The sequence below is a fragment of the Clostridium sp. AF12-41 genome, from assembly GCF_003461685.1.
Classification (GTDB): Bacteria; Bacillota; Clostridia; order Lachnospirales; family Lachnospiraceae; genus Otoolea; species Otoolea fessa.
Genome location: NZ_QTXO01000002.1, coordinates 181,846 through 197,372 on the forward strand (window position 1 = coordinate 181,846; position 15,527 = coordinate 197,372).

Annotated in this window: 12 protein-coding genes; 1 reads left to right on the forward strand and 11 read right to left on the reverse strand. The window is 46.3% G+C overall.

The features are described 5' to 3' along the window. Positions 1 to 165: 165 nt before the first annotated feature. Together DWV73_RS04405 and DWV73_RS04410 are read right to left on the reverse strand one after the other, a co-directional pair. On the reverse strand, positions 166 to 1,152 hold the full coding sequence (locus DWV73_RS04405) for a glycyl-radical enzyme activating protein (RefSeq protein WP_107001102.1): 987 nt from the start codon (positions 1,150 to 1,152) through the stop codon (positions 166 to 168). Positions 1,153 to 1,269: 117 nt separating this feature from the next. Continuing rightward, positions 1,270 to 3,657: a formate C-acetyltransferase/glycerol dehydratase family glycyl radical enzyme gene (locus DWV73_RS04410; RefSeq protein WP_107001103.1), complete on the reverse strand. Its 2,388-nt coding sequence runs from the start codon at positions 3,655 to 3,657 to the stop codon at positions 1,270 to 1,272. Positions 3,658 to 3,836: 179 nt separating this feature from the next. On the opposite strand from DWV73_RS04410, the gene DWV73_RS04415 reads away from it, so the two are divergent. Continuing rightward, a complete protein-coding gene (locus DWV73_RS04415) occupies positions 3,837 to 4,745 on the forward strand; it encodes an AraC family transcriptional regulator (RefSeq protein ID WP_107001104.1) in 909 nt (302 codons plus the stop codon). A gap of 96 nt (positions 4,746 to 4,841) precedes the next feature. Here the strand turns inward: DWV73_RS04415 and proC are convergent, their stop codons facing one another. The 9 genes from proC to DWV73_RS04460 form a co-directional block, all read right to left on the reverse strand. Next, positions 4,842 to 5,672: a pyrroline-5-carboxylate reductase gene (proC, locus tag DWV73_RS04420; RefSeq protein ID WP_107001105.1), complete on the reverse strand. Its 831-nt coding sequence runs from the start codon at positions 5,670 to 5,672 to the stop codon at positions 4,842 to 4,844. A 105-nt stretch (positions 5,673 to 5,777) separates the two neighbouring features. Beyond that, on the reverse strand, positions 5,778 to 6,392 hold the full coding sequence (locus tag DWV73_RS04425) for a GntR family transcriptional regulator (protein WP_181357223.1): 615 nt from the start codon (positions 6,390 to 6,392) through the stop codon (positions 5,778 to 5,780). A 189-nt stretch (positions 6,393 to 6,581) separates the two neighbouring features. Continuing rightward, a complete protein-coding gene (locus DWV73_RS04430; protein ID WP_107001107.1) occupies positions 6,582 to 7,553 on the reverse strand; it encodes a hypothetical protein in 972 nt (323 codons plus the stop codon). A 35-nt stretch (positions 7,554 to 7,588) separates the two neighbouring features. Continuing rightward, on the reverse strand, positions 7,589 to 8,647 hold the full coding sequence (locus DWV73_RS04435) for a TRAP transporter substrate-binding protein (RefSeq protein WP_181357224.1): 1,059 nt from the start codon (positions 8,645 to 8,647) through the stop codon (positions 7,589 to 7,591). A 30-nt stretch (positions 8,648 to 8,677) separates the two neighbouring features. Next, on the reverse strand, positions 8,678 to 9,958 hold the full coding sequence (locus tag DWV73_RS04440; RefSeq protein WP_107001109.1) for a TRAP transporter large permease: 1,281 nt from the start codon (positions 9,956 to 9,958) through the stop codon (positions 8,678 to 8,680). A 16-nt stretch (positions 9,959 to 9,974) separates the two neighbouring features. Further along, the gene (locus DWV73_RS04445; protein ID WP_107001110.1) at positions 9,975 to 10,484 is read right to left on the reverse strand and encodes a TRAP transporter small permease; all 510 of its coding nucleotides are present in this window, start codon (positions 10,482 to 10,484) and stop codon (positions 9,975 to 9,977) included. A 68-nt stretch (positions 10,485 to 10,552) separates the two neighbouring features. Beyond that, positions 10,553 to 11,269, reverse strand: a complete 717-nt coding sequence (locus DWV73_RS04450; protein ID WP_107001111.1) for a hypothetical protein — start codon at positions 11,267 to 11,269, stop codon at positions 10,553 to 10,555. A 16-nt stretch (positions 11,270 to 11,285) separates the two neighbouring features. Continuing rightward, the gene (locus DWV73_RS04455) at positions 11,286 to 12,365 is read right to left on the reverse strand and encodes a Gfo/Idh/MocA family oxidoreductase (protein ID WP_107001112.1); all 1,080 of its coding nucleotides are present in this window, start codon (positions 12,363 to 12,365) and stop codon (positions 11,286 to 11,288) included. A 381-nt stretch (positions 12,366 to 12,746) separates the two neighbouring features. Then, a complete protein-coding gene (locus DWV73_RS04460) occupies positions 12,747 to 15,323 on the reverse strand; it encodes a transglycosylase domain-containing protein (protein WP_242995738.1) in 2,577 nt (858 codons plus the stop codon). Positions 15,324 to 15,527 lie beyond the last annotated feature (204 nt).

Below are 15,527 nucleotides of genomic sequence, written 5' to 3' on the forward strand. Positions count from 1 at the left end.
GTATACACTAACTCATCTTATTTGTCCAGAGGAAAATTGAAATTCATAGAAAATTCATAGAAATAAACGTACCGTGCAAGACTATTTTTCACCAACCAACCTTATCTTACACGATACGCATTTTCCCATTATCCATTTTTATCCAATACTAATTTTTATCGTATTTTACGCTTTTAACACCTCCTCTGTTACTCCCGTTTTTCCTATTCCAGCTTTATACACCTCCAATCCCGATATCGCTATATCAAATGTCCAATCCGTTTCGCACAGAAATTCCATTTTCTGATACACATCCCAACGACTCATCGACGTATGTTCTTCTAACTGATATTTTCTCCCCAGCTGCCGGTATGCATGAAGCCCCAGTCTATGATATGGCAGAAATTCCAATTCCTGACAATTTTTAAGTTCCTGGCATAACTGCGCCGTTTTCCGAATATTTTCCACATCATCATTGACTCCTTCTACCAGCGGCACACGGACATGAATCGAATGCGGCGCGCAGATCGCATCGGATTTGCGGATATTTTCCAGAATACAGGCATTGTCCTGCCCCGTCCATTTCTTATGCTTTTCCGGATCCATGGTTTTCACATCCACATAAAACATCTGCAGATGCGGCACGATCCGTTTGACATTTTCAAACGAAGTAAACATATCTAACTCTGCCGCCGCATTGATACAGGCATCATCACAGGCCTCCAGCAGTGCTTCCGCAAAATCCGTCTGACAGAACAGATCACCTCCTGAAAGTGTCACGCCACCACCAGAATAGAAGAAAAACATCTCATCCTTCTGGATCTCGCGCATTACCTCTTTTACGGTCATCTCCTTGCCATAGATCTGCTGTGCCCGGTAATTGCAGGCATCCACACACTGAAAGCACTGTTTACAGCGGCTGTAATCCCTCACGATCTCTCCCGTTTTTTCGCTCCGGCGAAGTGCCTGTTCCGGACAGACCTGGATGCAGGCACCGCATCCGGTGCAGCGCTCTTTCATATAGTAGACTTCCCGCTGCCCCGACTGTGACTCCGGTGTCGAACACCAGGCACAGCGCAGGGGACAGCCCTTAAAAAATACAACCGTCCGCATTCCCTTCCCATCGGAGAGGGATAACCGCTCAATCCGAAGAATATTTGCTTTTAATTCCATACGCTGTTCCTCCTGTCAAGTACACCTTGCCTGCTGCCCGCCACCGCGCATGATGCACATCCCCGGTAGCTGATTTGCCGTATTTTTTATGAAACACGGCAGATTTCACTCTTTTTCCTAGCAGATATTGGAATGTGAAGTTCTGGAAATGATATCGTCCTGTACTTCTTTTCCAAGCTCTGTAAAATATGCTGTATAACCAGCTACACGTACCAGCAGTCCGTTGTAATCCTCCGGATGCTTCTGTGCTTCTTTTAAGGTCTCCGTATCGATGACATTGAACTGTGTGTGGAATACGCCCAGGGAGCAGAGACTCCGCAGGTAGTTCATCAGTTCTTTTGTCGAGTTCGGGCTGTCGCGGAATACCGTATCCATCTTTACATTCAGCAGGGTTCCCTGATTGAAACGGCCATGCGGAATGTGGGAAATGGATTTCAATACAGCGCCCATGCCCTCGGTATCGGTTCCCTGGTTCGGAGATACGCCGTCTGCTAACGGTTTCCAAGCCAGACGTCCGGACGGAAGTGCACCGACCTCCAGACCAAACGGAGTATTTCCAGATACCGGAAGAATACCTGGCGTCATCTTGCCGAATTTGCTGTGGAACGACTCAATATAGTCCGCGATAAAACAGAACATATCACCGGTCAGCTCGTTTACTTCGTCGTCATCATTGCCGTACTTCGGAGCTTCATCACACATCTTCTTGACATCCTCATAACCCACAAAGTTTGCATCCAGTGCATCCAGAAGACGCTGCATCGTTACTTTTTTCTCATCAAATACAAGTTTCTTTACTGCAATCAGGCTGTTGATCAGGTCTGCTACGCCGATCGCATCAATACCATTTCCAAGGTTATATTTCGCACCGCCCCATGCGTAATCTTTCGCATTCTCTACGCACTCATAGAAGGAAAGGGAAAGTGCCGGAACGACCCTCTGGAAGCCAATGTCATCGCATACATGGCTGGAAGCCACGGTTCCGCGAAGTTCATAGCGGATCTGCTCTTTGACTGCCTCTTCAAACTCTTCGTAGGTATTAAAGGCAGTCGGATCGCCGGTCGCCTCAGATGCCTGAATGCCATATTTACGGCTCTTGCCGTTTAACAGGGCAAATTCAACCGCAGAACCTAAGTTGAAGTCTGCATATGCGGTGTAGCATCTCTGTTTTCCTTCCAGGTTCGTCTCTACACAGCCGCATGGATTCCAGTTATATGCTTCTTTTAACGGGATTCCCTTGTTCAGGAGCATCTCGATACCAACTTCATCGTTGTGAAATGCCGGGAAACCGGTTCCAAGCTTGATAACCTCTGCAATCTTCTTTAAGAAGCTGCTCGGATTCTTCGCCATATTGTAGCGGACAGACAGGGATGGCTGATATAACTGTACTTCTGCGGTTGCCTGCAAAATCAGGTACGACACGTCATTGACTGCGTCCATGCCGCGCTCATCCACACCGCCGCAGCATACGTTCTGGAACATTGGGTAACCGGCGGAAAACTGTGCGGTTACCTGATCCTGGAACAGGCACTGCTCAGAGAATTTAACCCATAAGCAGTCCAAAAGTTCCTGCGCCTCTTCCTCTGTCAAACGGCCAGCCTCGATATCTGCCTTATAAAATGGGTAAAGATATTGATCCATACGTCCCGGGTTGTAGCTTGCTGCATTCTGCTCCATGAAAATACAGGTCTGGTAAATATACATCGACTGAATCGCCTCGCGGAAGGTACGCGCCGGTTTTTCCGGAACCTGATCGCAGGTCCCTGCAATCTGTAACAGTTCTTTTCTGCGCTTCTCATCCGGCTCTGCCTCTGCCAGCTTTCTCGCCTCTGCCGCATAGCGGTGTCCCAATGCGGAGATACCGTCAGCTGCCAGCTCCATCGCTTTCAGGTATTCAATCTTCTCATAGTCACCCGGACGGGTAATATCAAGTGTATCAAGCACTTTATGGATATGCGCCTTGATTCCCTCCATGCCTTCTTTAATGACTCTGGAATAACCCGCAGTCGTCTCGCCCCAGCCACGAACCGATTTACGGTTGATGTAAAGAGCGCCGCAGTCACGTAAGGTTGCCGCAAAATCTGGGCATTGTACCAGCCACTGCTCATACGTGGAACGTCCCTTCCAGTACGGGCGGATGATCTCCTCAAATGCCTTCCGATCCTCTGGGCGCAGATAGAATGGGTCATATGGACGGGTACTGATGGTATCCAGCTCCTCATCCAGAACCGACCAGCAGGTATCGACACTTAAAATACCGCCGCGCTGCTTGCTTCCGGCATTGCCGACAATCAGCTCATCCCCCCAGATTTTTACAGTTTTCTCCAGGCACTGTTTCTTAAATGCATATGCTTTCCGGATGCACAGCGGCTGTCCCTCTGATTCCTGGAAGCCCTTTGTCAGGATAATTGCATTTTCCAGATCCATCTCTGGCTTGGTCTTTAATACTCTCTGTTTTAATCGGTCAATCCGATCCATGTATGGTTTTCTTTCGATTGCTGCCATCTGATTTCCTCCTATTTTTTACTCACATTCCCATTCTGTGGGATTTATTTTTTTAGCACCTGCTATAAATCTCTTTTCGTTTAAAAGTATAGCAATTCTTATGTGGAAATGGTACAATATCAATAACTAAAAATACCAAAATCTTAACATATTGAATTTTTATAGAAAGAAGGGATCCTTTGAAATCTACTTCCCAGTTACAGGAAATCAACCACTATCAAGATCAAGATTTTCCGGTCAATGTCTACTATTCTGATATTCATTCCATGCAGCCGCCGGGACGCTGGCTGCGCGACTTCCACTGGCATGATGAGCTGCAGTTTACCCTCGTACTAAGCGGAACATTGACAATGCAGGTAGATAATCTTTCTCTGCCCGGACAGGCTGGAGATCTGATTTTCGTCAACACCTCCCTGATTCATGCCGTCACACAGATGTCGGAAGACGGCTCCTATGCGAGCCTCAATTTTCCTTACCGCCTTCTTGCCTTTTTTCCTGGAAGCCGCATGGATCAGGACTACGTCCTGCCCTATACCGCCGGCGGGAAATTCTCCGCTTTCTCTATTCACCCGGAATCCGAATGGCAGAAAGAGTTGATCGGACTGCACAAAAAAATAACCGATTTATTTCTTTCCAATCAGGTTAAAGGCAATGAATATTCTATCTGCATTAAGATTACCTCGATGTGGAATCTGTTGATTTCCAATTTTCACAGCAGTGGGAATTCTACCTCTATTAACCTCCTGCGCCAGCAGCGCCTGCAATCCATTCTCCTGTTCATCTATGCACATTACGCAGATGATTTACAGCTCTCAGACCTGGCTGCATCAGCCAATATCAGCGTCGGAGAATGCTGCCGGATTTTTCAAAATATTCTTCACACAACTCCCTATGGATATTTAACTAATTACCGCATCCAGACCAGTGTTTCCCTCCTTCACCGCGATCTGCCCATCTCACAGATTGCCGGACTGGTCGGATACAACCAGGTCAGCAATTACATCGCCACATTCAAACGGATCATTGGCTGCACACCAGCACAGTACCGGAAACAACACTTATCAAAACCAGATATCCCAAGCAGTTAATGGAAAACCGGCCGGCTTCTCTTCATCAGGGAAACCGACCGGCTGCTAAGGTGGTATAAAAATATAAAGGGGGGCTTTTTCAGGATGATGCAACGATTATTTTAATTTTCCAATTTCATCAAATCGTTTATAAGCATCGACAACCGCATTGATCACGCTGCTGCGGAACCCACGGTCTTCCAGTGTCTTCACACCGATCATCGCCGGACCAGCCGGAGAACACACATCATCTTTTAAATTCTCAAGATGCTTTTCGCTCTGTAAAAACAGCTGCACGGTTCCAAGGATTCCTTCCAGTGCATATCTTCTCGCCTGATAACGTAAAAGACCATTGTAAACGCCGCCGTCTGCCAGAGAATTAGCAAACATTGCGATAAACGCCGGGGATGTAGATGTTAATACCGTGCCTGCCACAAACTGGGAGGCCGGAAGGCTGTCAAATCCACCGGCTTCACGTAGAATATACCGGAATTCGTCCTCCTGTTCCTTCGTGTAGCTGTCGCCCTGTTCGATCAGGATAAAACCTTTTCCAATCAAGCAGGCTGTATTCGGGAGAATACGGATAACCGGAACATTCTTTCCTTCTAACTCTAATTCTTTCATATAGGTTGAAACCTCAACACCCGCTACAATCGAAACGATAATTTTTTCCTGCCCTTCTTCTGCACATGCCGCAAAGACCGGTTTCACCTCTTCCAGAACACTCTTTAAAAACTGCGGTTTTACACAGAACACAACATAATGAGCTGCCTTGATCGCTTCTCCATTGGTCTCAACAAAGTTGCATCCCAGCTCGTCCGCTAATTTCTGTCCTTTTTCTGTAACCACATCTGTAATCACAACTTCCGATGGATCAATTCCCTTGCAGGCTGCCGTTGCAAGAGCTGTACCCATAGTTCCACTTCCAATAAAAGCAATTTTTTTCATAGCTGGTCTCCTTTCAACTTAAAGTCCGAGTTAGTAATATACTTCAAATATATCTTATGTGGCTTATATTTCCCTTCGCCTTTCAGCGAAGGGAAGTTCCCGCTCTCAGCGGATAAATTTTTCTTTAAATGCCTGAACATGCGCTTTCTGAACCGATATCAATTTATCTACATCTCTCTCCTGAAGACAACGATAAATTTCCTCATGATGTCCAATATCCATATCATCAATCGAAGATAAATTAATCCGGTTTAAAAACAGAAGACGAATACTCAAATCCTGGTAATTATTCATCTCCCGCTCAAGAAACGGATTCCTAGTCATAGAAGAAATAATTCTATGAAATGCTCGATCCAAAAGAACTCTTTCTTCCGCATCTGTCTCCTCTCTCAGGACTTCCAGGCTGTCTTTCAGCCGCTTTAAATCTTCTTCCGTCCGATTCATAGCAGCAAGCTCTGATTCAAGTGGAGACAGAGCAAATCTCATCTGATAAATCGATTCCACTTCATATAAGGAAATCTCATTTACCATAATACATTGTCTCGGGACAATTTTCACAAAGTTTTCCCATGCCAGTCGATTCAGTGCCTCACGGATGGGAGTTCGTCCCATCCCCAGCTCTTCCATCAATTCAGCCTCTACTAATGTCTGTCCGGGGCGAAGTCTGGCTGTAATAATCATCATCTTAATCTTCTCGTATGCCACATCACTAACTCGCATTGTTTCCCTCATCTTTCTTGTAGAACAAATCTGTGATTTGCATCCAACTTCTTTTAGTCTACAGGAATGCTTATTTTTATAATAGCGCAAATAAGGATCAAATTCAATTAGACTTTTGTATATACCCCGTTTCTGATATAGTTACTGTTCACGCATACATGCCCAGTAACCTGATATGCCCTATTTTTTTTATAATTTTTCGACGCATCGCTTGTAATTTTCTTCCGCGTTGCCGCCCTTATGCCAGATATCCGCGATCGCTTCCGCGATTGGAAGCGGATCCGATTCATTGTACATAACATTTCGTCCCAGCAAGATTCCGCGGATATTGCTGCTGATTCCGATCTCTTTCGTGTACTCTTCTACAACCTCAATCGGCTCACTCTTTACCTCGTCTGGAACTACCAGCACCGGACAGGTGGTCGCCGCCGTCGGAACTGCATATTCATGATTCAGCGGAACTTCAATCCATTTGCCGGATGCACGGCAGCCAAGAGCGCCTACCACGCCGACTACCTTACACAGACTCTCTGAATCCGTCTTCATCGTAAACCCCGTTTCCGTCGTTTCTACATACAGCGCCTCGATAAAAATTGGAAGACCAGCTGACTCTGCTGCATTGACAGCTTCTGCACAGTACCGAACCGTATATTTGCTTCGCTCATCCATCGGATTCAGACGGATCATAAACTTTACACCGTCCATCCGAAGTTTCACTAGGCGATCGACTGTATAACAGGACGGCATATCGTCCATCTCCCATACCGTATTTTTCAGACCGCCCCGGTTCACAGTGCCAACCAGCATCTTCCCATCCAGAAACGCCTTTTCTCCACGTTCCCGCTGCAACTTATTGAGGATAAATAAATCTTCAATAATATCCGGTGTCGCCTCGATTCCATCAATCTGATCACTCTGCAGCATCCGCACCAGGCGGGATAAATACTCCCGCCTATTACTTAAACCAATCGGATTTCCTTTGTACTCATTGATCATTCTGGCATTGTGATCCGCTGCCGCAAATACCAGCTTATCATGCGGAAATCCCGGTTTTTTTCGCGCCGCCGCTTCCTGCTCAATAACCTCCGGAGAAAAGGCTTTTATCTTGTTTAATTCTTCAAAAATCTTGTCATTCAAAAAACTTTGATAATCAAATCCCATATACACCTTTGCCTTTCTCTGTCACTGAACACATTTTATTTTCCAAAATTAACGATTGCGTCAATTTTATCTCTTCCGCCTACTTTATCGCCCCACTGATCATATACGCTCTGGGCTGCCTCGATAAATGGTTCGCGATCCGGCTCTGTGATTTCGATGCCCTCTCCCTTTAACAGTTCCAAGCACTCATCCTCAGATGCTGTATAAAGTTCTCTCTCTTTATCGATCATTTCTTTGGTGCACTCATCGATAATCTGTTTGTGCTCGTCCGAAAGAGAATCATAGAAATTCTTAGCAACTACGCAGATACCTAAGTCGTTGGTCCATCCAACCATTGCCCAGTGCGGCGCTGCCTCATAAAACTTCTTGGAATAATAGTTTGTATTGGCCGCTTCTGCACCGTCAATAATGTTCTGCTGCAGCGCTGTGTATAATTCGCCGTATGCCATCGGCAGCGGGCTTGCGCCGAATGCGGTAAAGGAATCCAGCTGTACCTGATTTTCCATGGTCCGGATCTTGAGATTCTTTAAATCCTCGATACTGTTGATCGTCTTCTGCGTTGTCATGATATGTCTGGTTCCCAAATCCAGGAAGCCCATCAGATGGAAGCCTTTCTCCTCACAGTCACCGCTATAGGACATTCCAATCTCGTCAGAGTCCAGAACGGAATACATATGTTCCTTATCTCTCCAGAGGAACGGAAGGCAGAATATATTAACAGATGGAACAAAGCTGGAGAACGGCGCTACCGACGTCATCGCCATCTCTACGGTGCCAAGCTGCATACCCTCAATGACATCTCGCTCATTGCCAAGCTGGTTATCCGGATATATTTCTACTTTAATTTCGCCATTGGATCGCTCTTCCACAATCTCTTTAAAATATTCCGCTGCTTTTACCGGAGGTTCGGTTGCTGCCTGTGATAAGGAAACCTTTACGGTCACCGCACCACCGGATGAACCGCCTGTATTAGCCGCTGCCTTTGCGGACTCTCCTGTGGAAGCGCTGCCGCCTCCTCCACATCCTGCCAGAGAGCCAGCTGCCACCAGCATCGCCATCGTCATGCTTACAAACCGTTTCACATTTTTCTTCATATCAATAAATCCTCCTTTCATTTCATCTTCTTATCCCATTAACTGCGGCAGCCATAAATAGGTCTGCGGGAGATATGTAACAATAATCAGTACAACTAACATTGCAAGAATCGTAGGAATTACAAACGGGAATACCTCTCTTACACTCTTGCCGGTCAATCCACAGGCAACGAATAAAGTTGCTCCATAAGGCGGTGTTACGTATCCAATCGCCAGGTTGATGCAGACAATAACACCAAAGTGAATCGGGTCGATTCCATAAGCGGTTGCTACCGGGAATAAGATCGGCATTAAAACGATAATTGCAGAGAAACTTTCCATAAACATTCCAACTAAGAACAGCGCAATATTTAAGAAAATAAGGAATGCAGTCTTACTTGTGATGAATGTATTCATAACCTGGATTAAGAGCTGCGGCAGCTGTTTTGCTGTGATAAACCATGCAAAGATATAAGCGCAGCCTGTGATAATCATGATGCCAGCCGCTGTCTGCGCGGACTTAACAAAAATACCAGGTAAATCTTTCAATGTAATTTCTTTGTAAATAAACATACCTACCAGGAAGCCATAGACAACCGCCACAGCCGCTGCTTCAGTTGCAGAAAAGATACCGCTGATGATACCACCGATAATGATAATCGGAAGTCCTAAACCAGGAAGTGCAGAAAACATCGTTCTCCGTACTTCTTTCGGATCAAACTTGGTTGTCTGGATATATGCATCTCCGCCCCTGGAAGCGTGAATATAGGAGTAGACCATCAGTGCCACACCAATCATAACTCCAGGAATAGCGCCTCCGAGGAATAACTGACCAACAGATGCACCTGTGGAATATCCAATCAGAACCATTAAGATACTTGGCGGAATAATCGGTCCGATACTTCCTGCTGCTGAGAGCAGAACCGTTACGAAACTCATGTTATAGCCTTTTTCTTTAAATGCAGGCGTCATGATCGAACCGATTGCTGCTGTTCCAGCCGTTGCTGAACCGGAAATTGCCGCGAAAATCATGGATGCCAGTACGGCTACCATCGCCAGACTTCCTTTTACAAAGCCGATCGACGCACTTGCAAAATCTACAATCCGTTTGGACATACCGCCCTGATCCATCAGATTTCCTGCCAGCATGAACATCGGAATCGCCATGATCGGCCAGCTGTCAAGACCCGCAAACATTCTCTGCGGTACCAGAACCAATGGGAAATTTCCCTCAAGCATAATCGAAAGTGTCGTTCCCATTCCGAGTGCAACAAAAATAGGGGCTCCGATTAGAAACAGACACAAAATACAGATAAATAAAAATCCTAACATATCGCAGCCTCCTTTACTAATCTATAAATTCTCTCGGTTCTTCCGGTGCATTCTTGTTTTTTAAGCGTTCGATAAAGGTAAGGAGCTGTTCCATAATCATCAAAACTCCACCGGTTGGGAATGCCGCGTAAATCAAAGCCATCGGAATCTGCATCGCCGGAGACGTCTGAGCCGTCGTAGACTGTACTACTTTGAACCCGAAATATGTCATAATACATAAGAAAACAATCGTTAAAAGATCTACAATCGCGGTCAAAATGCGTTTCGGCTTTTGCGGAAGTGCAGATGTCAGAACATCTACCTGAAGGTGAGAACGATTTCTCATCGCAATCGCCGATGCCATCAATACCAGCCATATCATCAGATATCTCGCTAATTCTTCGGTCCATCTAAGAGGACTCTGTATTACAAAACGAAAAAAAACCTGAATAATAACTGTAATTGTCATCGCAAGGAAAAGAACAACTACTACCGCATCATTTACATTTCGAATTATCTGGAGAAGTGGGTTCCCCTTTTCTTTCATAATGTATCCCCCTTTCCTGGATAGTTTTTACAAAGGCGGCAGCCGGTGAAACTGCCGCCGGTTTTTTATTAGATCTTTCTCTCTAAGCCGCGTTTCTCATAGTAAGAATCCGGGATATCTTTCGGATCTTTGTACATAACCATCACGCACTTACCGTCACTGCCGATAGTCGGCACATCCATAATGAATAATGGCCATCCAAACCATTTGTACCAACCAAACTCCCACATGGTTGTACAGTTCAGGCAGTAGCACTGGAATCCTTCCTTATTATAAGCTCTTGGATCCGGTTTATCTAAAGTCTGTACCTTGTCTTGACATTCGGTTACCAGCCAGCCGCCGCTGTTACAACGCGGAAGTGTAAAGGTAATCTTCTCCTCATCCTCTTCCCAAATCTGATCGCCGTTATCATGAAGAGCAGACCATAATACTGCACGGTTCTCCAGGAAATCTTCCATTGGGAAATCTTTATATGTAGCCTGACCCGCTTTATATTTCTCCATCCAGTCCTGCAGACATGGCGGATAGCACCATAATGCATAGTCTTCCATACATTCAAAGATCGCCTCATCCGGTGCCCATTTCTTGAAATTGCGTAATGTCTGATTTACCCAGCGGACTGCGAAATGGTGAAATCCTGTCTTTTTCTCTACATTTAATTTGTGCAGCTCCAGCGCTTTTTCCATATCACCGGCTTTGATCGCTGCCTCTAATTTATCAATATTGCGAACCGCATAATCATTGCGAACCTTTTCCAACGTCTCTGTATACATCTTCTTTTCCATAATCTATACCTCCTTATTACCAAGCTGTCTTCTTTCCGTATTTTTCATCTTCCTGGATCGGGAAATGCACTTCTTTACCAAGGTCGCTCGACTGATAAATCGCACGGATAAATTCAAGTGTTCTTCTTCCCTCTACGCCGTCTACCATCGGCTCACGATCTTCTTTGATCGCATGGATGAAATCAGTAAGCTGTCTTCTGTGATTTTCGGTTGCCACATAGCCAGCACCCGTTGCTGTATCACCAGAGTCAACTTTTACCTTGGTCAGGTAATCATCCTCGTTCATGCCTTCTACTTTCCATTCTACGATCTCTTCTTCCACAATCTTGATCGTACCTTTTTCACCATGGATTTCGATGTGACGCGGATAACCCGGACGGACTGCACTACTACTTACCAGGCTTCCCAACGCCCCATTCTTAAATTTGAATATTGCGTTGGCTACGTCATCTACTTCAATATCCGGATGCAGGGTTGTCATATAATTACCAGTCAGTCTCTCTACATCGCCGACTAAATAAAGCATTAAGTCAATAAAATGAACGGTCTGGCTAATCAGGGAACCGCCGCCCTCACCTTTCCATGTACCTCTCCATGCACCGGAAGCATAGTATTCATCGCTTCGGAAGCATTTTCCAGAACAATCAACCGAAAGAAGTTTACCAAGCTTGCCTTCATCCAGCGCTTTCTTGATCAGCTGAGCCTGATCCATGAAACGGTACATAAAGATAACACCAAATTTAACGCCCGCTTCTTTACATGCTGCAATCATCCTGTCAGCTGCATTACAATCGACAGAAATTGGTTTCTCACACATTACGTGTTTGCCAGCCTTCGCACAGTCCACAACCATCTGCTCATGCAGGAATGGAGGTGTTACTACACAGACAGCATCGATATCATCTCGTTTCAGCATCTCTTTATAATCCGTGTAATAAGACGGAATATTGTACTCTTTGCTGAATTCCTTTGCCACATCCTCTTTCACGTCACAGAATGCAACAACCTCTGCTTCCGGGATATCCCGAAGTGCTCCTGCATTTAACGGACCTGCCATACCGCCGCCGATAATACCAAATCTGATTTTGTCGCCCATACTCTTTTTCCTTCCTTTCTTTTTTAATCTTTTATTAGTACATGCACTTTGTTTTCTTTAATATATCTCAGATATCTTACTGATATATTAGCACTTTATTTTTTTATTTTCAAGTCGTTTTCTGATTTTATTTGACGAACTTTAAATCGTATTGATCTTTTATCATGTTTTATTTCATTGTATTGTACATTTCCAATCCATTTTCCCCCATATTTCCCTTATTGCATAAACAATCGGTCAATTTTATTCTCATTCAAATATTCTTCCGCCATTGATTCCACATAAATCTTGAACAGATTTCATAGAACAATTCTTTTCTACAAAACAAAGAAGAGCCATTTAATGTCTCTGCATCAAATGACTCTTCTCATTTTCAATTCTTTACTGCCCAATCTCCGCCGCCGGACCCACTGCCGGTTCCTGCGCCGGACCGTGTCCTGGTCCGATGTCGCTGCCCGGTCCTGCCGGCACGATCGTCGTGCTAGATTCTGCCGGATCTTCAACTGTCTCGGCAGGTGTTTCCGGCACCACCGCCGGGGCTGAATACCGTTTTCCTGCCGTACCCGTCTTGTGGATCCGCTGCATCCGCTCTTTGATGGATTCGCTCTTGATCTGCTCGATCTTGGCGCTGGCGTCTTCTTTTAACTCCTTGCTGCTGCGGCCGGAATCGCCGCTCTTTGCAGACTCCAGAAGCTTCGCCGCCTCATCCGAGAGCAAATGATCCCTTCTGAAATTCGCCGCGGTATATCCGCTGGTTGTGATTTCAAATGCATCCGGATGACCTGCCAGATAGGTTCCTTCTCCGCGTCCATTGTCCGTCTCCGGGGTATCAAAGGACGCCGCCGGAAGCCCCTCTACCATCTTTTCCATCGCATTTTTCCAGATCTTCGCCGGATACGTGCCGCCGTACAGGCTGGAAAGTGTCTTCTGCTGGTCGTAGCCAACCCAGACCGTCATCGTATAATATGGCGTCATGCCGCAGAACCAGCCGTCACGGCTGCCGTTGGTCGTACCGGTCTTTCCGGCCGCCTCTATATTGCCGCTCCACCCCATCGATGCCGCCGTACCTTTTGTGACAACTCCCTTTAAAATATCGGTCATCAGCACGGCGCTGCTCTCCTGGTAAACCTGAACCGATTCATAATCTTCAAAAATATCTTCGCCCTGGTTATTGATCATCTTGATAATACAGGTCGGTTCGCGGTACTGTCCCCGGTCTGACAGCGCCGCATAAGCGCCCGCCATCTCCTCGGTCGTCATACCAGTGGTAAAGCCGCCCAGGGAGGTCGCCGGATAATAGTCCGCCGCCTGCACGCTCGCGAAGCGCATCTGGGTTAAATATGCCATGCCGACATCCGGTGTGATATCATCATAGATATACCATGCCACACCATTTTTACTTCGCTCGACCGCATTTCGAAGCTCCAGCCTCTCGCCGGAAAGGGACTTCACATCCACGCCCTTCTGCTTCGCCGCGTCAATATCGATATTCGGAATCCTTGTTTCCGATGTGTAACCATTTTCCAGTGCCGGTGTATACACAATCAACGGTTTGATAGAACTTCCCGGCTGTCTCGGGCTCTGGAACGCACGGTTTAATGTGTAGGTATCCGTCTCCTGACTGCGTCCACCCACAATCGCCACGACGCGGTTCGTCTTGTTGTCAATAACGGTGGACGCGCCTTGCAGCTTGTAAACGCCGTTTTCGGATGTATTGCCATCAAAGGACAGAACTCCATCTAATGCATCCTGCAGGATCGTCTGCTTGTCCGGATCCAACGAGGTATAAAGGTTATAGCCGCCCGTGTAGAGCGCATCGCGCTCCTGGTTGTACACCTCGTTGTAATTGGCATTGTACTCTTTGTAAGCCTCGTCGCTGCGGAATCCATACTGGAATTCAAAGCCGTCACGGCGCATCAGATAGCGAATCGCACAGTCGATCGCATACGTCGTCTCATAGTTGTGCAGCGGCACTCTCTGGCGGTTGACCGTGATCTCCTCCGCCTTTGCCTCTTTGCACGCTTTCTCCGTAATAAATCCCATACTCAGCATATCTTCCAGAATCTTATCGCGGCGTGTCAGCGCATTTTCCGGATGACGGTACGGGTTGTAATACGTCGGCGAGTTCGGAATCGCACACAAATATGCCGTCTGGCTCAAGGACAGTTCATCCGCATCCTTGCCAAAATAACCTCTTGCAGCCGCCTGAAGCCCGTAGTACGTGTTCGCGAAGCTGATATCATTGATATAGAACTCCATAATCTGCTCTTTGGTGTATTTCTTCGTCAGATCTAAGGAAATCAGCATCTCCTTGATCTTCCGCTCCATCGACACCTCGCGGGTCAGAAAACGGTTTCTCGCTAACTGCTGGGTGATCGTACTCGCGCCGTGCTTTTCTGCTCCCTCAGTCAAAAAGTAATTGATTGCGACACGGAAAATACCTTTTATATCAATGCCTGGATTTTCCCAGAACGTCCGATCCTCGATCGCCACAAATGCGTTGACTGCATTCTGCGGTATCTGGTCATACGTCAAATAACTGGAATCCTCGTCTCCCGTCAGCTTCGCCAGCACATTACCGTTGGAATCATAAATATAACTTGCCTCCTGCAAACGGAACGTATCCAGCGTACTGTTTTCCACCACTCCCTCTATCTGGCTTTTATAGTCCTCATAGAGCGGAATCAGCTTATATGCGCCAAATCCGGCACCGCCAATCACCAGCAGTACCAGACACACCAGAAGCGTCTTGAACATGGTTCCAAAGATCCTTGCCATCGCATGGAACACGATCTGCCCACCGCTCCGGCTGTTATTTTTGCCCGCTTTCTTTTGCTTGCCGACATCAATTTTCCCGCTTTTCTTTGCGGTGCCCCGCCTGCCCGAAGATCGTGCGGATGAAGCTGCCGGCTTCTTTCGAACGCCGGAGGCGTCCTCTCTCGTCTGTTTCTCCCTCATCTCTTCCCTCATCTTCCTATGTATCTATGGTTGCTTCCATTCTATTTTCATGCGGCACCTTAGACTTCAAAAATGCCTGTCTGCGGACAGCAACTTTTTATACTTTTCTGACAAAATCAGCTTGGACTCCCTTTTATTATAAGTTTTTTTGTCCAAAAGAACAAGCCTGTTTTCGAAATCTGCTCAATCTCCTGCCGCGTGTTA